Origin of the sequence: Marinobacter sp., assembly GCF_033722195.1 — a bacterium.
Classification (GTDB): domain Bacteria; phylum Pseudomonadota; class Gammaproteobacteria; order Pseudomonadales; family Oleiphilaceae; genus Marinobacter.
Genome location: NZ_JAWVZL010000046.1, coordinates 1 through 23,157, shown reverse-complemented (window position 1 = coordinate 23,157; position 23,157 = coordinate 1). Strand labels below are relative to the sequence as shown.

Genomic DNA, 23,157 nt, shown 5'->3' with positions numbered 1-23,157 from the left:
GGGGCCGGGCTGTACTCCTCCACCTTGGGGGGGACCACCTCGGAATCCGGCAGTATGTCGTAGAAGCGGAAGCCGCCGTCTTCCTTGGCGGTGGGCGCGGGGGTCTTTGGCGGCTGCTTGGCGGGCGCGGTGACTGCCGGCTGCTCCGGTGCCGGAGCGGGCAGGGAGTTGAGGTAGGCAATAAAACCGATGAAGCCGCCCACCGCCGCCAGCGACAGGATCCATTTCAGCGACAGCCCGCCGGACTGGCCTCGGTTCGGCGCTGACGCCTGCCTGGGCTTGGCGGCTGGCCGCCGGGCCGGCTTGCGGGGTGTGGTGGGCTGGCCGCCACGGGGGCCCTGGGGGCGTGGTTTCTTGGCGTAATCGCGTGGCATGGTATGACGCTGTCCTGACCGCTGGTTGGCTTACATTTCTTCCCGGGCGTTGACGGCCAGAAGGCCGAGGCCGTTGGCGATCACCTGGCGCACCGCCAGGTAGAGGCTGACCCGGGCATCCCGCAGTTCGGTATCCTCGATCAGCACCTTGTGGGCGTTGTAGTGGGTGTGGAAGCGCCCGGCCAGTTCCCGCAGGTAGTGGGTCAGGTGATGGGGCTCCCGCTGGGCGGCGGCATTGCTCACCAGCTCGGGATACTGGGCCAGCTGGTTGGCGATGTCTTTCTCTTCATCCAGCTCCAGGCGCGAGAGATCGCCAAGGCACTCGTTCCGGCCGCGGCTGATACCCAGTTCGCCGAGCTTGCGCAGCACACTGCAGACCCGGGCGTGGGCATACTGGACGTAATAGACCGGGTTCTCATTGGTCTGGGACCGGGCCAGGTCGATGTCGAAGGTCAGTTGCGAATCCACCCGGCGGGCCGCCAGGAAGAAGCGGGTGGCATCCCGGCCCACCTCGTCGATCAGGTCGCGGACAGTGACATAGCTGCCGGCCCGCTTGGAGATCTTCACCTCCTGGCCGGAGCGGGTCACCATCACCATCTGGTGCAGCACGTACTCGGGCCAGCCCTCGGGAATGCCCGCCTTGAGCGCCTGCAGGCCGGCCCGTACCCGGGTCACCGTGGAGTGGTGGTCGGCACCCTGTTCGTTGATGACGGTGGTGAAGCCCCGCTGCCACTTGTCCAGGTGGTAGGCCACGTCCGGCAGGAAGTAGGTATAGCCGCCGTCCTTTTTGCGCATCACCCGGTCCTTGTCGTCACCGAACTCGGTGGTGCGCAGCCAGGTGGCGCCCTCGTGCTCGTAGGTGTAGCCGTTCTCGGTGAGGCGCTGGACGGTGGCTTCCACCTTGCCGTCCTCATAGAGGGAGGATTCCAGGAAGTAGACGTCGAACTCCACGCCGAAGGCTTTCAGGTCAAGGTCCTGCTCCCGGCGCAGGTAGGCCACGGCGAATTCACGGATGGCGTCCAGGTCGTCCGGGTCGCCCTTGCCGGTGACTTCCCGGTCGTCCGCCACCACCACTTCGCCGGCCAGGTAGGCGCCGGCCAGGTCGGAAATGTACTCGCCGCGGTAGCCGTCCGCCGGCCAGCCGGCGTCCTCCGGTGTCAGGCCCTTGATGCGGGCCTGGGCGGAGAGCGCCAGGTTGCTGATCTGGGCGCCGGCGTCGTTGTAGTAGAATTCCCGGGTCACCTGATAGCCGTTGGCTTCCAGCAGCCGGCACAGGCAGTCACCGATGGCGGCACCGCGACCGTGGCCCACATGCAGCGGCCCGGTGGGGTTGGCGGAGACGAATTCCACCTGCACCCGCTCGCCCTGGCCGCTGTTGTTGCGGCCAAACTGCTCGCCCTGGGCCAGGATGTCCGCCACCACGCCGAAGGCACTGGCGGTGCTCATGAAAAAGTTGATGAACCCGGGGCCGGCAATCTCCACCTTCTCCACCGCCTTGCTCGGTGGCAGGTGGTCAATCAGTGCCTGGGCCAGTTGCCGTGGCGCACAGCCGGCGGACTTGGCGGCCACCAGTGCGATGTTGCAGGCGTAGTCGCCGTGGGCCTTGTCCTTGGTGTTGCCGACAGTGGGGGTGAACTCGGCATCTGCGGGCAGAACGCCTTCGGCCACCAGCGATGCCAGGGCAGACTCAAGGAGTTGGGTAACGGTTTCTTTCATGCTGTCGGACGGCTCGATTGATCGGCAAATTTGGGGCCGTGGGGCGGGCCCGGGGTCAAGGGGCGCTATTATCGCGGAAAGGGCGGGGGGACTCAATGCGCCGGCGGCCAGCCGGCCCTCAGCCGGTCTCCAGCGGGTCCACGTCCACCTGCCAACGCAGGCCACCAGGCAGGCGTTTGTCCTCCAGCACCTGGCACAGCTGGGCGAGGCGCTGGTTGAGGCGGCCCCGGCTGGTGGACTGCAGCACCAGCTGGGCCCGGTGCCGGTCCGCCCGCCGGGCCATCACCGCTGGCAGCGGTCCCCACAGCTCGATGCCGGGATCCTCCAGGTGGGGGCGGGCCTGGTCCAGGAACGCCAGGCTGTCAGCCATGGTGGCGGCTTCCGCCCGCACCATGGCCATGGCGCGAAAGGGCGGAAACCGGCCGCTTTCCCGCTCCGCCAGCAGCTGTTCGGCCAGCGGCAGGTAGTGGCCGACACTCAGGCCCCGCAGCAGCGGATGGTCGCTATGGCAGGTCTGGATCAGTACCCGGCCGGGTACCTGCCCGCGACCGGCACGGCCGCTGACCTGCAGCAGGGTCTGGGTCATCTGCTCCGGGGCGCGGAAATCGACGCTGAACAGGCCGCCGTCGGCGTTCACCACCACCACCAGGGTGACCTTGGGAAAATCGTGGCCTTTGGCCAGCATCTGGGTGCCCACCAGGATGCAGGGTTCGCCGCTGCGGACCTCTTCAATAATGGCCTGGATGCTGCCACGGCGCTGAGTGCTGTCCCGGTCCACGCGGATCACCGGGGTGTCGGCAAAGCGCTCGGCAAGGACGTCCTCGGTGCGCTCGGTGCCCTGGCCGATGGGCTTGAAGGCTTCGCTGCTACAGCTGGGGCAGTGGTCGCTGGCGGCCATCTGGAAATCACAGTGGTGGCAGCGCATGGCGCGGTCACGCCGGTGATAGGTGAGGCGGGTGTCGCAACGGGGGCATTCCAGCATGTGGCCACAGTCGAAGCACATCATCACCGGGGCATAGCCACGGCGATTGACGAACACCAGGGCCTGGTTGCCGGCCTTGAGGCAGTCATCGATGGCCTGCAGGGCCGGGGCCGAGAGGCCGCCCTCCAGCGGCCGGCTGCGGATGTCCAGCAACCGGATGTCCGGTGGCAGGGCCGGGCCGGCACGCTCCTCCAGCCGGACCAGCCGGTACTTGCCGCAGTGGGCATTGTGCAATGACTCCAGTGACGGCGTCGCGGAGCCGAGAATCACCGGGCAGCGGTTGAGGCTGGCGCGGTACACCGCCAGGTCACGGCCCGAGTAGCGGAAGCCTTCACCCTGTTTGTAGGAGCTGTCGTGCTCCTCGTCCACCACGATGGTCTTGAGATCGGTGAAAGGCAGCATCACTGCCGAGCGGGTGCCGATCACCACCACCGGCTCGCCCTCCCGGACCCTCAGCCAGGTGTCCAGGCGCTCGCTGTCATTGAGGGCCGAGTGCCAGACCGCGATCCGGTCCCCCTGGCAGGCCCGGAAGCGGGCGACAGTCTGCGGCGTCAGGTTGATCTCCGGCACCAGGATCAGGGCCTGGCCGTTTTCTGGCAGGTAGTGTTGCAGATAATGAAGGTAGATCTCGGTCTTGCCGCTGCCGGTAATGCCATAGAGCAGGCTGGCCCTGAAACCCTCAGCCGGGGCGGGCAACTGTTCGAACGCCGCCTGCTGGGCGGCGGACAGCGCGGGCAGGGTGCCTTGCTCGGATTCCGACACTGCGGCGTCAAGGCCGGCGCCGGCCTGCACCTGCCGGATCAGGCCCTTGTCCTCGAGGCCCTTTAGCTGGGCCCGGCTGAAGCCCTTGTGCAGGATGTCCGCGGTGGAGCGGGGACCGGTCTGGGCCCTCAGCCAATGCAGCAATGCCTGCTGACGCCGGGCATTGCCGGGCAGGCCGCCATCGCTGTCGGCGCAGACCTGCCAGTGGGCCTGCTGGCGGCGCTGGGCCGGGCGGCCGCGTCTGAGGGCCGGAGGCAGGGCATGAAACAGGCACTCACCCAACGGATGCTGGTAATAACTGGCGGCCCAGGTCAGCAGGGCGAGAGTTTCGGCGGGCAGCGCGGGCCAGTCCTCCAGGACCGAGCGAATGGGTTTGAGGCTGATGCCGGCGGGCGCGGTGGCCCGGGGGTCCACCACCAGGCCGACACAGGTCTGGCGCCCGAAGGGCACCTGCACCCGCTGGCCGGCCTGGACCTCAGTCTGCTCAGGCGCCAGATAGTCGAACAGGCGCCTGATCGGGCGGGCCAGGGCTATGCGGACGGATCGGCTCAAGTCGGGCTCCGGGTCGGGGTGGTTCGGGTGGTGTCGGCCCCGACCGGACCAGACAGGGTTGTCGGCGCGGCACGGGTACTGGAAAGTGCGGATCACACCAGCGGCCGGGCGCTTGCGTCACTCCGGCTTTGCAAGTAAGATTCGCGGTCTGTTTTGGGCTGGGCAGATTGTGCCCCGTCTTTCCCATTGATTCAAACGATGCGGTGCCTGGCAGTCCGATCCGGAAATCCGGAGGTTGATCAGGTGGCGGCACGGCCGACAGAGGTTTTCCCCATGAAAGAAGGTATCCATCCCAAGTATCAGGACATTACCGCCACTTGCAGCTGCGGTAACGTCATCCAGACCCGTTCCACCGTGGGTCGTGATCTGCAGCTGGACGTTTGCTCCCAGTGCCATCCGTTCTACACCGGCAAGCAGAAGGTGATGGACACCGGCGGCCGTATCGATCGCTTCCAGAAGCGCTTCGGTGGTCGTATCGCTGGTGGCAAGAAGGCCTGAGCCTTGGGTCCACTCATCCCCGCGGGATGCCAGAAAAGCGCGCCGGAAGGCGCGCTTTTTTTATGTCTGGAGCTGGCGTTCCGGCCCCCCGGCGCTGGTCGTGGAATGCACAGCGGCCTTGTCTGAACCTGGCCCACAGGCCATAATGGCGCGCTACCGCCGGCCCCTCGCTGGCGGGACAAGAAGAGAGCAGCGCTGGCAGACTGCCGATCAAGGCACGCCGGGCTCTGGGCCCGACCCCTCAGGGGCGGGTGGGCCGCCAGTGACAACGTATCTCCGTCCTTTCAACGTGACAAACGGAACAGTGGCAATGTCTCAAGATCTGAAAGCAGCAGCCCTTGAATATCACGCCAAGCCGCGGCCTGGAAAGCTGAGTGTCGAAATCACCAAGCCCACCCAGACTTCCCGCGACTTGTCTCTGGCGTACAGCCCCGGGGTTGCAGAGCCGGTCCGCGAGATCGCAAAAGACCCCGAGAACGCCTACAAGTACACCGGCAAAGGTAACCTGGTGGCCGTCATCTCCGACGGGACCGCCATCCTCGGCCTGGGCAACCTCGGGCCGCTGGCCAGCAAGCCGGTCATGGAAGGCAAGGGTGTCCTGTTCAAGCGTTTTGCCGGTATCGACGTGTTCGATATCGAAGTCAACTCCGAGAGTCCCCAGGCTTTCATCGAGACCGTTGAGCGCATTGCAGATACCTTCGGTGGTATCAACCTGGAAGACATCAAGGCGCCCGAGTGCTTCGAGATCGAGCGCGCCCTGATCGAGAAGTGCAGCGTCCCCATTTTCCACGATGACCAGCACGGTACCGCCATTGTGACCGCGGCCGGTATGCTGAACGCCCTGGAGCTGCAGGGCAAGAAAGTGGAAGAGGCCACCATCGTCTGCCTGGGCGCCGGTGCTGCTGCCATTGCCTGCATGAAGCTGCTGATCAGCTGCGGCATGCGCTCCGAGAACATCTACATGCTGGATCGCAAGGGTGTGATCCACGCTGGTCGCGATGACCTCAACCAGTACAAGGCGATGTTCGCCAACGAGACCGACAAGCGAACCCTGGAAGACGCTATCGACGGTGCCGACGTGTTCCTGGGCCTGTCCGGTCCTGACCTGTTCCCGGTGGAGTGCCTGAAGAAGATGGCGCCCAACCCGATCGTGTTCGCCTGTTCCAACCCGGATCCGGAAATCAGCCCGGAGGTGGCCCTGGCGGCCCGTGACGACCTGATCATGGCGACCGGTCGTTCCGACTACCCCAACCAGGTCAACAACGTGCTGGGCTTCCCGTTCATTTTCCGCGGTGCCCTGGACGTACGCGCCACCGCCATTAATGAGGAAATGAAGGTGGCGGCGGTGCACGCGATCCGCGAGCTGGCCAAGGCGCCGGTACCCAAGGAGATCTGCGAGGCCTACGGCGTCGACAGCTTCGAATTCGGTCGCGAGTACATCATTCCCAAGCCCATGGATGTGCGGCTGCTGGAAGTGGTCCCGGCTGCTGTGGCCCGTGCCGCGGTCGACTCCGGCGTGGCGCGTCACCCGTACCCGGCCCACTACCCGCTGACGTCCATGCAGGACATCAAGTAAGGGGCGGCTGGCGGAACAAAAAACCGGCGCAGATTGCGCCGGTTTTTTTATGCCCGCCTGTTAGCGGTGGTCGATGCCGGCGGTCTGCCGGTCAGAAGAGTTCCTGGGGAAGATCGTCGTAGTTCTCGCTGTCGCCGCCGCCATCGCTGTCGTTGGCGGTGAGCGGCGCCGGCGCGTCCTCCTCCCGGAAGAGTTCGAAAATGGCGTCCGACTGGGACGGCCGCGCGCGCTCACCGGTTTCCGGGTCGATGCGGATGCTGACGATGCCGTTGGGTTGGGGCATGTAGGCCGGCGGCTCATCCGCCAGCGCCACTTCCATGTAGTCCAGCCAGATCGGCAGGGCGGCGGTGGCACCATACTCCGAGCGGCCCAGTGACCGGGGCTGGTCGAAGCCCACCCAGACGGTGGTGGCCAGGTTATGGTTGAAGCCGGCAAACCAGGCGTCCCGCTGCTCGTTGGTGGTCCCGGTTTTGCCGGCGATATCGTCACGGCCCAGGGCACGCGCCCGTTGGCCGGTACCACGCTTGATCACGTCCCGCAGCATGGAGTGCAGAATATAGACCGAGCGCTCGTCCGCCAGCCTTTCCGCCACCCGTACATCGGGCGTGGCGCTTTCACCGGTTTGGCTGTCGGCCACTTGCTCACAGTCGCTGTCGCACAGAACCACCCGCGGAGCCTGGTAGACGACCCGATCCTTGTCATCAAGGATGCGGTCGATCAGGTAAGGCTGGACGTCGTAGCCGCCGTTGGCTATGACCGCGAAACCGCGGGCCACGTCCATTGGGGTCAGGTTGCCGCTGCCCAGGGCCATGGACAGGTCCCGCTGCATGCCGCTGGTGGGTATGCCCAGCTGGTCCAGGTAGTCCACGGTGCTGTCGATACCCAGGTCCCGCAGCAGCCGGATGGACACCAGGTTGCGGGAGCGGTACAGGGCTTCGCGAAGCCGGGTCGGTCCGTAGAACTGCCCGGAGGAATTCTGGGGCCGCCAGGTGGTTTCCAGGTCAATGTCGTCGAAAACGATGGGCGCATCGTTGTACAGGGTGGCCGGGGTCATGCCCCGCTCCAGGGCCGACAGGTACAGGAATGGCTTGAAGGTGGAGCCGGGCTGGCGGCGGGCCTGGGTGGCGCGGTTGTACTTGTTCTGGCTGAAGCTGTAGCCACCGCTTAAGGCCTCGATGGCGCCGGTCTTGGCGGCCAGTGAGATCAGGGCGCCCTGCACCGCAGGAACCTGGGCCAGGGCAACCCGGGTGACCTCGGGCTCCGCTTCCATATCGGGATCGTCAGGTATGGCCTGGGCCTCGGGTTCTGGGGCGTCATCGATAATCGGGCGGACATAGACCACGTCCCCCTTGCTGACCACATCCGCCGGTTTTTCCGGCTCCGGGCCCATCCGGTCCTCGTTGATGTATTCCCGGGCCCAGGTCATGGTGTCGAACGCCATGGTTACTGTCTCGAACCTTGGCGAGCGCAGGGTGGCGCCGGTCTCGTTCACCTCGGTGACCACCGCCGGGAACAGGCCCTCCACCCGCGGGTAGCGGTCGAGGGCGTCCATCAGGGTTTCCTCGTCGACCGACTCCAGGGCGATGGTGCCAGCGGGCCCCCGGTAGCCGTGCCGGCGGTCGTATTCCTCGAGCCCGGCACGAAGGGCCTCGGTGGCGGCCTGCTGGGACTCGCTGTCAACGGTGAGGATGACCTTGTAGCCGTCGGTGTAAGCGGCCTCGCCGTAGCGCTCCACCATATCGGCGCGGGCCATTTCCGCCACGTAGTCGGCGTCGATCTCGGTGGCGGGGCCGTAATAGCTGGCCGTCACCGGAGCGGACGAGGCCAGGGTGTAGGCGTCCTCGGTGATAAAGCCCAGTTCCTTCATCCGGCCCAGGACCCAGTTGCGGCGGATCAGCGCCCGCTCCGGGTTGGCGATCGGGTTGTAGGCAGAAGGCGCCTTGGGAAGGGTGGCCAGCATGGCCATCTGGGCGAGGCTCAGCTCGGCCACGCTGCGGTCGTAATAGACCCGAGCCGCGGACTCGATGCCATAGGCCCGGTTGCCCAGGTAGATCTTGTTCAGGTAGAGCTCCAGGATCTGGTTTTTCGGCAGTTCACGCTCGATCTGAAGAGCCAGGAGTATCTCGTTGAACTTGCGTATAAAGGTCCGGTCGCGTGACAAAAAGTAATTTTTTGCAACCTGCATTGTGATGGTGCTGCCCCCGGACTGGATACTGCCGGTGGTGACCAGTTCGATTGCAGCCCGCATCAGGCCTTTGAAGTCGACCCCGAAGTGCTCGTAGAAACGTGCGTCTTCCGCTGCCAGAAAGGCTTGTAACTGGATTGTTGGGATCTGTTCGATTGTGACTGGTGCCCTTCTCTTTTCACCGAATTCTGCTATTAATCTCTCATCCGCGCTGTAGACCCTCAAAGGCGTCTGAAGCTGGATGTCCGTCAGTTGCTCAACGGAAGGCAGTCCCGGCCGAAGATACAGGTAGAAACTCGAGGCCATCATGATGGCGACGCTCGCGCCAGCGAGAAGTAACCAGAGAAGGACGCGTGATGTGCGGAAGATTCGGGACATTTTTTCTGACAACTGTTGGATATAGGTCTATCATTTGAGAAATTGCTTTAGGAAGGACGAGTATGTCTCGTCACTGCAGAGCCTCTCAAAACAAGCGAACTGGCATTGTAGCCGTAAAGCGATAGAAATTCTCTTAATTAAAAAACATGAAACCGGGTGCAAGTATCCAGGTATAGGGTGACCGCGTGTTCGGATTGTTCGGTAAGAAATCCAATGCTGTACTGGGTGTGGACATCAGTTCCAGCTCCGTCAAGCTGCTAGAGCTCTCGAAACAGGGCGAGCGCTACAGGGTCGAAAGCTACGCAGTGGAGCCACTGCCCGCCAACGCTGTAGTCGAGAAAAACATCACGGATGTGGAAGCTGTCGGCGAGGCCCTCAAGCGGGTGGCCAGCAAGGCGCGTTCCGGCGTCAAGCAGGCTGCTGTGGCGGTATCCGGCTCAGCGGTCATCACCAAGCTCATCCAGATGAACGGCGGTCTCAACGAGTTCGAGATGGAGGACCAGATCGCACTCGAGGCCGACCAGTACATTCCGTATCCGCTGGACGAGGTGGCCATCGACTTCGAGGTCCAGGGTCCCTCCGAAACCAACCCCGACCAGGTGGACGTGCTGCTGGCCGCCTGCCGCAAGGAAAATGTCGACATCCGTGAGGACGCCCTCGGCATCGCCGGGCTGTCCGCAAAGATCGTTGACGTGGAAGCCTATGCCCTGGAGCGCGCTTTCTCCCTGATCGAGCCCCAGCTCGACAGCCAGGGCGAGGAGCTGGTGGTGGCGGTGGTGGATGTGGGTGCCACCATGACCACCCTCAGCGTGTTGGCGGATGGCAAGACCGTTTACACCCGCGAGCAGATCTTTGGCGGCAAGCAGCTTACCGAGGAAATCCAGCGCCGTTACGGCCTGTCCCTGGAAGAAGCCGGCCTGGCCAAGAAGCAGGGCGGCCTGCCGGACGACTACGAGGCGGAGGTGCTTGCACCCTTCCGCGAGGCGGTCGTCCAGCAGGTGGCCCGAGCGCTGCAGTTCTTTTTTGGCGCCAGCCAGTACAACGCCGTGGATTACGTGATCCTCGCCGGCGGTACGGCCTCAATTCAGGGTTTGACCGAAATGGTGGAAGAGAAAACCGGAACGGCGACTGTGGTTGCCAATCCGTTTGCCGATATGGCGGTCGGCTCCCGTGTCAATGCGTCCGCGCTCAGTAACGATGCTCCATCGTTGATGATCGCCTGCGGACTTGCCATGAGGAGTTTCGACTGATGGCAAAAATCAACCTAAGACCGTGGCGTGAGGAGCTTCGCGCCGAGAAGCAGCAGCAGTTCGTGGTGATGCTGTTGGGGGCAGTGATCGTGGCCGCCGGCCTGGCCTTCCTGTGGAAGAGCGACATGGACGCCCGGATCGCCTACCAGGAATCCCGCAACGCCTATATCCAGACCGCCATGAAGCAGTTGGACACCCAGATCAAGGAAATCGAGGACCTCAAGCGCAAGCGCGACGAGCTGCTGGCGCGGATGCGGGTCATCCAGGACCTGCAGGGCAAGCGCCCGGTCATCGTGCGGGTCTTTGACGAGCTGGTCAGAACCCTGCCGGAAGGGCTCTACTACACCGATCTGAAGAAGAGCGGCGAAACCCTGGCGATCGTTGGCATGGCCGAGTCCAACAGCCGGATTTCCGCGCTGATGCGCCGCTTCGAGGAATCGGACTGGTTCAACAACCCGAACCTGACCAACGTGGCGGCCGCTGATGGCGCCCGGGCCGGCTACAGCCAGTTCAACCTTTCTGTACAGCAGAAAACACCTGAGCCCGAAGGGGAGGAAGCAAAATGAGCCTCGCGGACTCGCTGAAAAGCCTCAATGAATTCGATATCAACGACCTGGACGTCAACAACGCCGGTATCTGGCCAGCGCCCATCAAGGCCATCGTGCTGCTGATCATCTTCGGCCTGATCCTGGGTGGCGGTTACTGGTTCTTCATCAAGGACCAGTACGTCCAGCTCGAGCAGGTCACGCAGAAGGAATCGGAGCTGCGCAAGCAGTACGAGGAAAAGGCCTACAGGGTGGCAAACCTGGAAGTCTTCAAGAACCAGATGGTGGAGATGGAGGAGACCTTCGGGGCCCTGGTCAAACAGCTCCCCAGTGACACCGAGGTTCCGGGCCTGCTGGAAGACATCACCAACACCGCCGTCGGCAGTGGTCTGGCGTTGCAGGAAGTGAAGCTCCAGCCCGAGCAGCGTCGCGACTTCTACGTCGAGCTGCCCATCAATATCCGGGTATCCGGCTCGTACCATGAGCTGGCCACCTTCGTCAGCAGTGTGGCGAGCCTTCCGCGGATCGTTACCCTGCATGACTTCACCATCAAACCTACAGGCGGTGAGGCCGACAGGCTGGACATGCAGGTCCTGGCCCGCACCTACCGCTACCGGGCTGGAGAATAAGGCATGGCAAAACAGCATGCGGGAAAAGCCTGGCTGGGTGTGTGCATGGCCTCATTGTTGAGCGCCTGTTCCCAGGGCAATGGTTTTTCGGACATCGACCGCTTTATGGAAGAAACCCGCGCCAAGCCGCGCGGCTACGTGGAGCCACTGCCGGAGTTCAAGGCGTACGAGGCTTTCAGTTACTCGGCGGCGGATCGCCGGTCACCCTTCGAGCCGCCCATTGAGGTCCAGCTCACCATGGTGGACCAGCAGCCGCAGAGTGACATCGAGCCGGACCTGGATCGCCCGAAAGAAGTGCTCGAGAACTTTGATCTCAAGGCCCTTCAGATGGTCGGTACCTTGAGCGGCACCGGTGACGCCCTCTTCGCCCTGATTTCCGACAGCGAAGGCGGTGTCCATCGGGTCACCACCGGTAACTACATGGGCCAGAATTACGGCCGCATTATCGGTGTCAGCGAAACCAGGGTCGAGTTGGTTGAGATTGTACCCAATGGCCGGGGAGGCTGGGTCGAGCGCCCCCGATCCCTTTCACTGGATGAAGAGGGTTAAGGAGCGCCACCATGTCCATTAAAAGAAACATGCACGAAAAAATCAGTTTGGGGTCGAGGCTCGCAATGTTGAGAAAACTTACTCTGTGCGTCAGCGTGATTGCTTTGGGAATGATGTCGGGGCTGGCGAGTGCTGTGACCCTTCAGGACGTCTCCTTCTCCTCGTTACCCGGTGAGCGCACCGAGGTGACTCTCAAGTTCGACGGTCAGCCGCCCGAGCCGACTGGCTACACCATTGAGCGGCCGGCCCGGATCGTCGTCGATCTGCAGGACACCGCCAGTGGCCTGGATGCCCGCAGCCTGTCCCTGGGGTCCGGTAACGCCCAGAGCATGACAGCGGTGGAGACCAAGGATCGCACCCGGCTGATCTTCAACCTGGTGGAACTGGTTCCGTACACCGCCAGCCGCACCAACGACAGCATCGTTTTGGTCATCGGCGAAGGCACCGGCGCTGTCAGCAGCGCTGGCAGCACCCAGCGCACCGCGCAGGCGTCCCAGGCCGCCTCCGGTGGTGACCAGGGTGTCACCAGTGTCGATTTCCGCCGCGGCCAGGATGGCGAGGGCCGGGTGATCATCGAGCTGGCGGACCGCAAGACTCCGGTGGACCTCACCGAAGTGGCCGGTCGCATCCGGCTGGTGATGGAGGACACCTCCGTGCCGGCGGACCTGCGCCGCCGCCTCGACGTCACCGACTTCGCGACACCAGTTACCCGTGTCGACACCTACATGGAAGGCAACGACGCAGTGGTTGAGATCCGCCCGGAAGGCAGCTACGACTACATTGCCTACCAGGCTGACAACACCTTCACCGTCAGCGTCGAGCCTCTGACCCCGGAAGAGGCCGAGAGCCGTCGTGAGGACAAGTTCCCCTACACCGGCGACAAGCTGTCCCTCAACTTCCAGGACATCGAAGTGCGCTCGGTGCTGCAGCTGATCGCCGATTTCACCGGCCTGAACCTGGTGGCCAGTGACACCGTCAGCGGCAGCATCACTTTGCGTCTGCAGAACGTGCCCTGGGACCAGGCGCTGGATCTGATTCTAAAGACCAAGGGCCTGGACAAGCGCCAGATCGGTAACGTCCTGCTGGTAGCCCCGGCGGACGAGATCGCCGCCCGTGAGCGTCTGGAACTGGAAACCACCAAGCAGATTGCCGAGCTGGCGCCGGTAACTCTGGACATCATCCAGGTCAACTACGCCAAGGCTGCCGACATCGTGGCCCTGATCCAGGCTGACGAAGAGCTGATTTCCGACCGTGGCTTCGTCTCCTCCGACGCCCGCACCAATACCATCAGTGTTCGTGAGACAGCAGAGAAGCTGGAGCAGATCCGTCGTCTGGTGAATACCTGGGACGTGCCGGTACGTCAGGTACTGATTGAGGCCCGCCTGGTTCGTGCCCAGACCGATCTGGCCGAGGAGCTGGGTGTGCAGTGGGGCGCGGCAGGTCGCGGCAACATCAACGGTGGCGAGAACAACATCGGTATCGGCGGCAACATCGGCCAGACCCCGATCGGCGGTACACCGCTGGATCTGGGCGGTCTCAACGTGGACCTGGGCGTCAGCCGCGCCAATACCTCCTCGGTGTCCTTCGGCTACATCGGTACCGACTTCCTGGTGGACCTCGAGTTGTCCGCCTTCGAAAGCGACGGCCAGGCCGAGATCGTGGCCCAGCCCAAAGTGGTGACCGCGGATCGTCAGACCGCCAAGATCGCCTCCGGTGAAGAGATTCCCTACCAGGAAGCCTCCTCCAGCGGCGCCACCTCGGTGTCCTTCAAGGAAGCCACCCTGTCGCTGGAAGTCACGCCACAGATCACCCCGGATGACAAGATCATCATGGATCTGACCGTATCCCAGGACAGCCGTGGTGAAGTCACCAACGGTATCCCGGCCATCAACACCAACGAGGTGACCACCCAGGTGCTGGTGCGTAACGGCGAGACTGTGGTGCTGGGCGGTATCTTCCAGTCCGAGACCTCCACCACCACCGTCAAGACGCCTTTCCTGGGAGACATTCCCTACCTGGGCCGTCTGTTCACCCGCAACTCGAAAATCGACGAGCGCAGTGAGCTGCTGATCTTCATCACCCCGAAGATCCTCAAGGGTGACTTGATCGATTGATCGGGGCTGAACGGAAAAGCCGCCTTCGGGCGGCTTTTTTGTGCCCGCAGAACGGTCAATCTTATGGAAATCCGGGCTCTGTGCTATTCTCACCCGCCAGGTTGTCACAAGAGCAGTCGCCATGTCTTTGCCAAAACGCATCGTTCTCATCGGCCCCATGGGTGCGGGCAAGAGTACTATTGGCCGGCTACTGGCCCGGGAGCTGGGTTACCGCTTCGTGGACTCCGACCGTCTGATCGAGGAGCGTTGCGGTGCCAATATTCCCTGGATTTTCGATGTGGAGGGCGAAGAGGGCTTTCGCCAGCGCGAGGGCGCCATGCTGGCGGAACTGGCGGAGCAGGAGGGCGTGGTGGTGGCGACCGGTGGTGGCGCCGTACTCAAGCGTGACAATCACCCCCATCTCAAGCGCGAGGCCATGGTGATCTATCTCAAGACCTCCATCGAGCAACAGGTGGAGCGGACCCGGCGTGATCGCAACCGGCCCCTGCTGCAGAACGACGATCCCGAGGCGGTGTTGCGCCACCTGTTTTCCGAGCGCGACCCTCTCTACAATGAACTTGCGGACGTGGTGATGTTCACCGATCGCAAGAGCCCCCGCCTGGTGGTGCGCCAGCTCATCAACCGTATCAGCCCCAAGACACCCCGGCACCGTCGCCAGGTCAGAAAGGAAGGTCACAAGCATGCCTGAAGTTGTCCGCGAGCTGGAAGTTGGTCTCGGTGAACGGAGCTACCCCATACGGATCGGTCACGGCCTGCTGGGCAGCGAAGACCTGACCGGATTCGTCACCGGCGACCGGGTGATGATCGTTACCAACGATACGGTGGCACCGCTGTACCTGGAGAAGGCCAAGGCCTGTTTCCCCGGCAAGCGGGTGGATTCGGTGGTGTTGCCGGATGGCGAGCAGCACAAGGACTGGCAGACCCTGAACCTGGTGTTTGATGCGCTGTTGACCCATCGTCATAGCCGCAGCACCACGCTGGTGGCCCTGGGCGGTGGCGTGATCGGGGATATGGCCGGGTTTGCCGCTGCCTGTTACCAGCGTGGGGTGGCGTTTATCCAGATTCCCACCACCCTGTTGTCCCAGGTGGACTCCTCGGTGGGTGGCAAGACCGGGATCAACCACCCACTGGGCAAGAACATGGTGGGAGCTTTCCACCAGCCCCGGGCGGTACTGATCGATACCGATACCCTGCTCACCCTGCCACAACGGGAGTTGCCCGCGGGCCTGGCGGAAGTGATCAAATACGGCCTGATCCGGGACCTGCCGTTCCTGGACTGGCTGGAAACCAACATCAAGGCACTGGCGGATCGGGACCCGGCGGCGCTGGCCGAGGCGATCTACCGCTCCTGCGCCTGCAAGGCCGAAGTGGTGTCGGAGGACGAGCGGGAAGGGGGGCTGAGGGCCATCCTCAATCTGGGCCACACCTTTGGTCACGCCATTGAGACCCACGCCGGCTATGGCCAGTGGCTGCACGGGGAGGCCGTGGGTACCGGTATGCTGATGGCGCTGGATATGTCGGTGCGCCTGGGCATGCTGTCTGAAAACGACCGGCAGCGGGCGCGCAACCTGATTCTCCGCGCCGGCCTGCCGGAGTGGCCACCGGGGGACATCTCCCCGGCCCGGTTCCTGGATCTGATGGCGGTGGACAAGAAAAACGTCGCCGGTGCCCTGCGGCTGGTGCTGCTGCGGGATCTTGGCGAGGCCACAGTGACCTCGGAATTCGACAGCCGTGCGCTCGATGCGACCCTGGCCTATTACTGTTGCGCGGCGAACCCTGGCTAAAGGACATTGGGCAAGGCAGCTTGAATGAACGCAATGGATGAGGGATTGAACGGCCTGGACGCTGGTGGACTGTTTCCGCGCCTGCAGTCGCGCTATGGCTTGCGCAGTGATCCCACCGCGATGGAGACGCCTTTTTTCCCGGACGCCCAGCGCCAGCACGCCCTCGAGACCCTGCGCCACCTGTGCGGGTTTGGTGACCTGGCGCTGCTGCTGACCGGCGCCAAAGGGGCGGGCAAGACCCGGATCCTGGCGGAGCTGGTGCGCAGTGAGTCTGCTCGCCTGGCCTTCCATCGCCTGCCGACGGCTTCTCTCACCAGCGCCCAGGCACTGTCCCGTGAGCTGCTGGCCATCGCTCATCATGCTCTGGCCGGCAATGGCGCACCCCGGGACACTGTCCATGGCTTTTTCCGCTGGAGCGAGACCGCCACCCGCAAAGGCCAGCGCCTGGTATTGCTGGTGGACGATGCCGACCGGCTGCCGGAGGACGTACTGAGGTTGCTGCTGAACGCGTTCCGGTCCGCCGATTCCGCCAAGGCCGCGGTGCCGGTGTTTGCCGGCTCCGACCAGCTGGTGCAGGCGCTGGGAGTCGCCGGTGACGGCGGCGATGCCCCAGGGGTCTATCAGATCCATCTGCGGCCGCTGACCCGGGAGGAGGTGCGCGCCTACCTTGAACCCAGGGTCCGGCAGGCCGGCGGCAAGGTGGAGGAGTTGCTCTCGGGGCGCAATCTCAGCCGAATTCACGAACTCAGTCAGGGCAGTTTTGGCCGGCTCAAACGGGTGACGCCGGCGGTGTGGCTCGACCTCGCGTCGCCACCGCCGGCGCGGCGCCGGTTGCCGGCTCTCTACGGCCTGCGGTGGCCCGCCCTGGCACTGGTTTTACTGGCTGTGTCCTGGTGGTTTGTGTCCCGCCAGTACGACACCGTGGCGACACCGGTTGAGGTGGCCGAAGAGCCGGTCCGGGAGCGCAAGACTATCAGTCTGGGCCCGGACAATCCGGATGTGCTGGTCAGCACCGGCGAAGGGGCGCTGTCCGCCACCAGCGGTCGCGGCCAGCAGCCGGCGCAGGAAAATGCCCGGGTGCCGGCGCCGTCCGACCGAGCGGTCGGCGGACCCTCGGCCAGCGCCGACGCGCCGACGGTTCCGGCCGATGAACTCCTTGAGCGTGCACCACAGCCCGAACCTGAGCCAAAGCCGGAACCGGATCCGGAACCAAAGACGGAATCAACGCTCGAGCCACTGCCGGAGCCTGAACCCGAACCTGAGCCAGAGCCAGAGCCTAAGGCCGAACCTGAGCCCGCATCTCAAGCTGAACAAGGCTCAGAAGTGGACGCTGGAACGGAAGCTGCGACCAACGAGCCGGCGGCGGCCTTCCAGCCAGCATTGGCGGACCGTTTCGAGCCTCTGGCGGCGGTTCGCCGCCGCGATGGATTCACCGCCCAATACATCGCCGGTTACGAGGAGGCCACGGTGGTGAGCTTCCTGCGCCAGCATGCATCTGTGCCCGGTTTGCGCTATACCCGCACGGAACGAGGGGGTAGACCCTGGTTTGTGGTATTCTATGGCAATTATGACACTCGCGATCAGGCCAGGGCGGACCGCGCATCGCTACCCCGTGAACTGCGGCAGCTTGAGCCCTGGATTCGCCCATTGGCCAACATGTAGTCCTGCGCCGCGGCCCTGCGCCTGCGGTCACTCTGTCGGGGCTTTGAATCCACCCGTTTCAACAGGTCGTAAAATGGCTGCCGCTGCTCTATCGTTTGAGTAGGTAGTTCTACGTGTGTAAAATAGCCAGCCCCCATTTTCAGTGTCAAAGCGTGGTTTTATCGAAATAGCGGTTCAACCCTTTGATTGAAAAGAATTTTTTTGCGAGAGAACGCTTATGATGACAGGTTTGTATCATCCCGATGAATTCAGGGACAACTGCGGATTCGGTCTCATCGCCCACATGAAGGGCGAGGCCAGCCACAAGTTGTTGCAAACTGCCATCGAGTCTCTGACCTGCATGACTCACCGCGGCGGTATCGCGGCGGATGGCAAGACCGGCGATGGCTGTGGCCTGTTGCTGCAAAAGCCGGACGCGTTCCTGCGCAAGGCGGCCCAGGAGGCCACCGGCAAGAAGCTGGGTGACCTGTTCGCCGTTGGCCAGATCTTCCTGAGCCGGGACGAAGGCCGGGCCAGTCATGCCCGCTCCGTGGTGGAGCGCTGCCTGACTGACCAAGGTCTGGAGGTGGTGGGCTGGCGTGAAGTGCCCACCGACAACGCCTGCCTGGGCCCCATGGCGCTGGATTGCCTGCCCCGCATCGAGCAGGTCTTCGTGGAGCCGGGCGGCAAGAGTGAGCGCGACTTCGCCATCGGCCTGTTCGTCGGCCGTCGCCATGCCGAAAAGGATCTGACCGAGGACGGTGAGTTCTATATCTGCAGCCTGTCCCACCGGACCCTGTCCTACAAGGGTTTGATGATGCCTGCGGATCTCACCAGCTTCTACAAGGACCTGGGCGACCCGAGCCTGGAAACCGCCATCTGCGTCTTCCACCAGCGCTTCTCCACCAACACCATGCCACGCTGGCCGCTGGCTCAGCCGTTTCGCTATCTGGCCCACAACGGTGAGATCAACACCGTCGCCGGTAACCGCAACTGGGCTATTGCGCGCGCCTCCAAGTTCAGCTCACCGCACCTGCCGGACCTGCAGACCCTGCAGCCGCTGGTCAATCTGACCGGTTCCGACTCCTCGAGTATGGACAACATGCTGGAGGTGCTGCTGGCCGGTGGCGTGGACCTGTTCCGTGCCGCCCGCATGATGGTGCCGCCGGCCTGGCAGAACGTTGACACCATGGACTCCGAGCTGCGGGCATTCTACGAGTACAACTCCATGCACATGGAGCCCTGGGACGGTCCCGCCGGCCTGGTGCTCACCGACGGCCGCTACGCGGTCTGCATGCTGGACCGTAACGGTCTGCGCCCGGCCCGCTACGTCATCACCAAGGACGACTTCTTCACCGTCGCCTCGGAAATCGGCACTTATGGCTACCGGCCGGAAGACGTCGTCGCCAAGGGTCGGGTCGGTCCCGGCCAGATGCTTGCCATTGACACCGAGTCCGGTGAGCTGCTGCACACCAAGGACATCGACGCCCGTCTGAAGAGCAGCCAGCCCTATAAGCGCTGGCTCCGGGACAACGGCCTGCGGGTGGAGGCCACCCTCAACCAGGACACGCCCACCTTCGAGCTGATGGACGCCGACCAGCTGCTGGTACACCAGAAGATGTTCATGGTGTCCTACGAGGAGCGGGACCAGGTTCTGCGGCCGCTGGCTGAGAACGGCCAGGAGGCGGTGGGCTCCATGGGGGATGATACTCCCATGGCGGTGCTGTCCAGCCGTATCCGCCACGTCGGCGACTATTTCCGGCAGAAGTTCGCCCAGGTCACCAACCCGGCCATCGACCCGCTGCGGGAAGCCATCGTGATGTCGCTGGAAACCTGCCTGGGTGCCGAGCGCAACGTGTTCGAGGAAACCCCGGAGCACGCCAACCGGATCATCCTGTCCACCCCGGTGCTGTCGCCGGCCAAGTACCTGCGCATCGTCAACAACGACCGGCCCGGTTTCGAGGTGGCGCAGATCCGCCTGAGTTACCGTCCGGAGCTGGGCCTCAAGCAGGCCATCGAGGCGGTGTGCCAGGAAGCCGAGCAGGCGGTCAAGAACGGCAAGGTCCTGCTGGTGCTGACCGACAACGAGCTGACCGAGGGCGAGCTGCCCATCAACGCGCTCATGGCCACCGGCGCGGTGCATCACCACCTGGTCCGCCAGGGCCTGCGCTGTGACGCCAACATTATTGTTGAAACCGGCTGGGCCCGGGATCCGCACCATTTCGCTGTGCTGTTCGGCTTCGGTGCCACCGCGGTCTATCCCTACCTGGCCTACCAGGTGCTGAACGATCTGATCCGTACCGGCGAAGTGCTGATGGATCCGATCGACGCCAAGAACAACTACCGCAAGGGCATCAACAAGGGCCTGCTGAAGATCCTGTCCAAGATGGGTATTTCAACCATTACCTCCTACCGCGGTGCCCAGCTGTTTGAGGCCATCGGTATTGCCGACGAGGTGGTGGACCTGTGCTTCAAGGGCGTGCCCAGCCGTATCCAGGGCGCCGGCTTCTTCGATTTCCAGCAGGACCAGGAAATGCTGGCCAGCACCGCCTGGAAACCCCGCAAGCCCATTACCCCGGGTGGCTTCCTGAAGTACATCCACGGCCAGGAATACCATGCCTTCAACCCGGACGTGATCCGCACCCTGCAGGATGCGGTCAAGAGCGGCGAGTACGGCATGTACCGCGAGTACGCCGCGCTGGTGAACGAGCGCCCGGTGTCCACCCTGCGGGACCTGCTGGTATTCCGCAAGGACATCAAGCCGCTGGACATCTCCGAGGTGGAGCCGGTGGAGGCCATTTTCCCCCGCTTCGACTCCGCCGCCATGTCGCTGGGTGCCCTGTCGCCGGAAGCCCACGAGGCCCTGGCGGTGGCGATGAACACCCTGGGTGGTCGCTCCAACTCCGGTGAGGGCGGCGAGGATCCCGCCCGTTACGGCACCGAGAAGCGGTCCAAGATCAAGCAGGTGGCCTCCGGGCGCTTTGGCGTCACCGCGGAGTACCTGCGCAGCGCCGATGTCATGCAGATCAAGGTGGCCCAGGGCGCCAAGCCTGGTGAGGGCGGCCAGCTGCCGGGCGGCAAGGTCAACGACCTGATTGCCCGTCTGCGTTACTCGGTACCGGGGGTGACCCTGATTTCCCCGCCGCCGCACCACGACATCTACTCCATCGAGGATCTGGCGCAGCTGATCTTTGACCTCAAGCAGGTCAACCCCAACGCGCTGGTGTCGGTGAAGCTGGTGTCAGAACCCGGCGTTGGCACCATTGCTGCCGGTGTGGCCAAGGCCTACGCCGACCTGATCACCATCTCCGGTTACGACGGCGGTACCGCGGCCAGCCCGCTGACCTCCATCCGCTACGCCGGCTCGCCCTGGGAGCTGGGCCTGAGCGAGGCCCAGCAGGCGCTGCGGGCCAACGACCTGCGGGGCAAGATCCGTCTGCAGACCGACGGCGGCATCAAGACCGGCCTGGATGTGGTGAAGGCCGCCATCCTTGGCGCCGAGAGCTTCGGCTTTGGCACCACCCCGATGGTGGCTCTGGGCTGCAAGTACCTGCGGATCTGTCACCTGAACAACTGTGCCACCGGTGTCGCCACCCAGAACCAGTATCTGCGGGACGAGCACTTCAAGGGCACGGTGCAGATGGCCATGAACTTCTTCAAGTTTGTGGCGGAGGAGACCCGGGAATGGCTGGCCAGGCTGGGCGTGCGTTCGCTGGAGGAGCTGGTGGGCCGCGTCGACCTGCTGGAGCGCCTGCCGGGGAACACCCCGCGCCAGGAGCGCCTGGACCTGACCCCGCTGCTCGCCAATGACCACATTCCGGCGGACAAGCCCCATACCTGCCAGGTTGAGCGCAACGAGCCCTTCGACGAGGGTGCGCTGGCCGAGCGGATGGTCAAGGACGTGGCGGACGCCATTGCCAACAAGACCGGCGGCACCTGGTCCTACCGGGTCACCAACTGCGACCGCTCCATCGGCGCCCGGCTGTCCGGCGAGATCGCCCAGGCCCATGGCAACCAGGGCATGGCGGATGCGCCCATCACCCTGGAGCTGACCGGTACGGCCGGCCAGAGTTTCGGCGTCTGGAACGTGTCCGGCCTGAACCTGAACCTGGAAGGCGATGCCAACGATTACGTGGGCAAGGGCATGACCGGCGGCAAGCTGGTGATCCGTCCGCCCCGGGTCAGCAGCTTCAAGTCCCAGGAAACCTCCATCGTCGGCAATACCTGCCTGTACGGGGCGACCGGTGGCAAGCTGTTTGCCGCCGGGACCGCCGGTGAGCGCTTCGGGGTCCGGAACTCCGGTGCCCACGCCGTGGTGGAGGGTGTGGGTGATCATTGCTGTGAATACATGACCGGCGGTCTGGTGACCGTGCTGGGCAGCACCGGCCACAACTTCGGGGCCGGTATGACCGGCGGTTTCGCCTATGTGCTGGACCAGAACAACACCTTCGTGGACAAGTACAACCATGAGCTCGTGGAAATCCAGCGCATTTCCAGTGAAGACATGGAGCCTTACCGGAACCACCTGCGCGGTGTGATCCGGGAGCAGGTGTCGGAAACCGGCAGCGAGTGGGCCGGGCATATTCTTGACAATTTCGATGACTACGTCGGTCGTTTCTGGCTGGTGAAGCCCAAGGCTGCCAGCCTGCGGAGCCTGCTGGCCACGACCCGGGGTCGCCCTGAATAAGGCCCCAAGACGCTGGTCGGTCCACGACCCGGTCCTGGCAGAGACCGGGCGTGGCCACGAAATTGAGCTGATGAGAGCATCATGATGAAAGAACGTTTGAGCAACGACTTCCAGTTTGTCGAAGTGGGTCGTATCGACCCCAAGAAGGTACCGGCGAAGAAGCGCAAGAAAGAGTTCGGCGAGATCTACCAGCCCTTCAAGCAGGAGGAGGCCGCGATCCAGTCCCATCGCTGCCTGGAATGCGGTAACCCCTACTGCGAGTGGAAGTGCCCGGTGCACAACTACATCCCCAATTGGCTCAAGCTGGTGTCCGAGGGCAACATCCTCAAGGCCGCCGAGCTCTGCCATCAGACCAATTCCCTGCCGGAAGTCTGCGGCCGGGTCTGCCCCCAGGACCGTCTCTGCGAGGGTGCCTGCACCCTGAACGACGGTTACGGTGCGGTCACCATCGGTTCGGTGGAAAAGTACATCACCGACACCGCCTTTGCTCTGGGCTGGCGTCCGGACCTGTCCCACGTCAAGTGGACCGACAAGAAAGTCGCCGTCATCGGTGCCGGTCCGGCCGGCCTGGGCTGTGCCGACATCCTGGCCCGTAACGGCGTCAAGCCGGTGGTGTTTGACCGCTACCCGGAAATCGGCGGTCTGCTGACCTTCGGTATCCCCGAGTTCAAGCTGGAAAAAACCGTCATGACCCGCCGCCGCCAGGTATTCGAGGAGATGGGCGTGGAGTTCCGCCTGTCCACCGAGGTGGGCAAGGACGTGATGATGGAAGACATCATGGACGAGTTCGACGCCGTGTTCATGGGCATGGGCACCTACACCTACATGAAGGGTGGTTTCCCCGGTGAGGAGCTCCCCGGCGTATACGACGCGCTGCCGTTCCTGGTGTCCAACGTCAACCGCCGCCTGGGCTACAGCAAGGAAGGCGACGACTT

Annotated in this window: 15 protein-coding genes and 1 pseudogene; 12 read left to right on the top strand and 4 right to left on the bottom strand. The window is 63.8% G+C overall.

Features of this window, described 5'->3' with window-relative positions:
• The 3 genes and pseudogenes from R3280_RS10010 to R3280_RS10000 form a co-directional block, all read right to left on the bottom strand.
• Positions 1 to 374, bottom strand: a pseudogene (locus tag R3280_RS10010) (sporulation protein); the annotation flags it as partial.
• Between the two features lie 30 nt (positions 375 to 404).
• On the bottom strand, positions 405 to 2,090 hold the full coding sequence (argS, locus tag R3280_RS10005) for an arginine--tRNA ligase (RefSeq protein ID WP_318998462.1): 1,686 nt from the start codon (positions 2,088 to 2,090) through the stop codon (positions 405 to 407).
• A 118-nt stretch (positions 2,091 to 2,208) separates the two neighbouring features.
• Positions 2,209 to 4,386: a primosomal protein N' gene (locus R3280_RS10000; RefSeq protein ID WP_318998461.1), complete on the bottom strand. Its 2,178-nt coding sequence runs from the start codon at positions 4,384 to 4,386 to the stop codon at positions 2,209 to 2,211.
• Positions 4,387 to 4,659: 273 nt separating this feature from the next.
• On the opposite strand from R3280_RS10000, the gene rpmE reads away from it, so the two are divergent.
• On the top strand, positions 4,660 to 4,884 hold the full coding sequence (rpmE, locus tag R3280_RS09995) for a 50S ribosomal protein L31 (protein WP_318998460.1): 225 nt from the start codon (positions 4,660 to 4,662) through the stop codon (positions 4,882 to 4,884).
• A 310-nt stretch (positions 4,885 to 5,194) separates the two neighbouring features.
• Positions 5,195 to 6,460: a malic enzyme-like NAD(P)-binding protein gene (locus tag R3280_RS09990; protein WP_318998459.1), complete on the top strand. Its 1,266-nt coding sequence runs from the start codon at positions 5,195 to 5,197 to the stop codon at positions 6,458 to 6,460.
• A 91-nt stretch (positions 6,461 to 6,551) separates the two neighbouring features.
• On the opposite strand, the gene R3280_RS09985 is transcribed toward R3280_RS09990, so the two are convergent.
• Positions 6,552 to 9,023 carry a penicillin-binding protein 1A gene (locus tag R3280_RS09985; protein WP_413468763.1) on the bottom strand — a complete coding sequence of 824 codons (2,472 nt, stop codon included), beginning with the start codon at positions 9,021 to 9,023 and terminating at the stop codon, positions 6,552 to 6,554.
• 185 nt (positions 9,024 to 9,208) lie between these two features.
• On the opposite strand from R3280_RS09985, the gene R3280_RS09980 reads away from it, so the two are divergent.
• The 10 genes from R3280_RS09980 to R3280_RS09935 all read left to right on the top strand — a co-directional run.
• On the top strand, positions 9,209 to 10,273 hold the full coding sequence (locus R3280_RS09980) for a pilus assembly protein PilM (RefSeq protein WP_318998457.1): 1,065 nt from the start codon (positions 9,209 to 9,211) through the stop codon (positions 10,271 to 10,273).
• Positions 10,273 to 10,839: a PilN domain-containing protein gene (locus R3280_RS09975; protein WP_318998456.1), complete on the top strand. Its 567-nt coding sequence runs from the start codon at positions 10,273 to 10,275 to the stop codon at positions 10,837 to 10,839. The genes R3280_RS09980 and R3280_RS09975 overlap by 1 nt, the downstream gene beginning before the upstream one ends.
• Positions 10,836 to 11,447: a type 4a pilus biogenesis protein PilO gene (locus R3280_RS09970; RefSeq protein WP_318998455.1), complete on the top strand. Its 612-nt coding sequence runs from the start codon at positions 10,836 to 10,838 to the stop codon at positions 11,445 to 11,447. Before R3280_RS09975 ends, R3280_RS09970 begins: the two co-directional genes overlap by 4 nt.
• A gap of 3 nt (positions 11,448 to 11,450) precedes the next feature.
• Positions 11,451 to 11,996 (top strand): pilus assembly protein PilP, encoded by a 546-nt coding sequence (locus tag R3280_RS09965; protein ID WP_318998454.1) that lies wholly within the window; start codon positions 11,451 to 11,453, stop codon positions 11,994 to 11,996.
• Between the two features lie 65 nt (positions 11,997 to 12,061).
• A complete protein-coding gene (gene pilQ, locus R3280_RS09960) occupies positions 12,062 to 14,110 on the top strand; it encodes a type IV pilus secretin PilQ (protein WP_318998453.1) in 2,049 nt (682 codons plus the stop codon).
• Positions 14,111 to 14,231: 121 nt separating this feature from the next.
• A complete protein-coding gene (gene aroK / locus R3280_RS09955) occupies positions 14,232 to 14,798 on the top strand; it encodes a shikimate kinase AroK (protein WP_318998452.1) in 567 nt (188 codons plus the stop codon).
• Positions 14,791 to 15,894 carry a 3-dehydroquinate synthase gene (aroB, locus tag R3280_RS09950; RefSeq protein ID WP_318998451.1) on the top strand — a complete coding sequence of 368 codons (1,104 nt, stop codon included), beginning with the start codon at positions 14,791 to 14,793 and terminating at the stop codon, positions 15,892 to 15,894. Before aroK ends, aroB begins: the two co-directional genes overlap by 8 nt.
• Positions 15,895 to 15,918: 24 nt before the next feature.
• Entirely contained in the window at positions 15,919 to 17,556 is a 1,638-nt protein-coding gene (locus R3280_RS09945) for an AAA family ATPase (RefSeq protein ID WP_318998450.1), read from the top strand.
• 217 nt (positions 17,557 to 17,773) lie between these two features.
• Positions 17,774 to 22,222 (top strand): glutamate synthase large subunit, encoded by a 4,449-nt coding sequence (gene gltB / locus R3280_RS09940; protein WP_318998449.1) that lies wholly within the window; start codon positions 17,774 to 17,776, stop codon positions 22,220 to 22,222.
• Positions 22,223 to 22,306: 84 nt separating this feature from the next.
• On the top strand, positions 22,307 to 23,157 hold an 851-nt coding region (locus R3280_RS09935; protein WP_318998448.1), incomplete at its 3' end, for a glutamate synthase subunit beta.

Coding starts and splice junctions, on each gene's coding strand:
- R3280_RS09975 (WP_318998456.1), top strand. CDS start 10,273: ATGGCAAAAATCAACCTAAGACCGTGGCGTGAGGAGCTTCGCGCCGAG.
- R3280_RS09945 (WP_318998450.1), top strand. CDS start 15,919: ATGAACGCAATGGATGAGGGATTGAACGGCCTGGACGCTGGTGGACTG.
- R3280_RS09970 (WP_318998455.1), top strand. CDS start 10,836: ATGAGCCTCGCGGACTCGCTGAAAAGCCTCAATGAATTCGATATCAAC.
- gltB (WP_318998449.1), top strand. CDS start 17,774: ATGATGACAGGTTTGTATCATCCCGATGAATTCAGGGACAACTGCGGA.
- aroB (WP_318998451.1), top strand. CDS start 14,791: ATGCCTGAAGTTGTCCGCGAGCTGGAAGTTGGTCTCGGTGAACGGAGC.
- pilQ (WP_318998453.1), top strand. CDS start 12,062: ATGTTGAGAAAACTTACTCTGTGCGTCAGCGTGATTGCTTTGGGAATG.
- rpmE (WP_318998460.1), top strand. CDS start 4,660: ATGAAAGAAGGTATCCATCCCAAGTATCAGGACATTACCGCCACTTGC.
- R3280_RS09990 (WP_318998459.1), top strand. CDS start 5,195: ATGTCTCAAGATCTGAAAGCAGCAGCCCTTGAATATCACGCCAAGCCG.
- argS (WP_318998462.1), bottom strand. CDS start 2,090: ATGAAAGAAACCGTTACCCAACTCCTTGAGTCTGCCCTGGCATCGCTG.
- aroK (WP_318998452.1), top strand. CDS start 14,232: ATGTCTTTGCCAAAACGCATCGTTCTCATCGGCCCCATGGGTGCGGGC.
- R3280_RS09985 (WP_413468763.1), bottom strand. CDS start 9,023: ATGTCCCGAATCTTCCGCACATCACGCGTCCTTCTCTGGTTACTTCTC.
- R3280_RS09965 (WP_318998454.1), top strand. CDS start 11,451: ATGGCAAAACAGCATGCGGGAAAAGCCTGGCTGGGTGTGTGCATGGCC.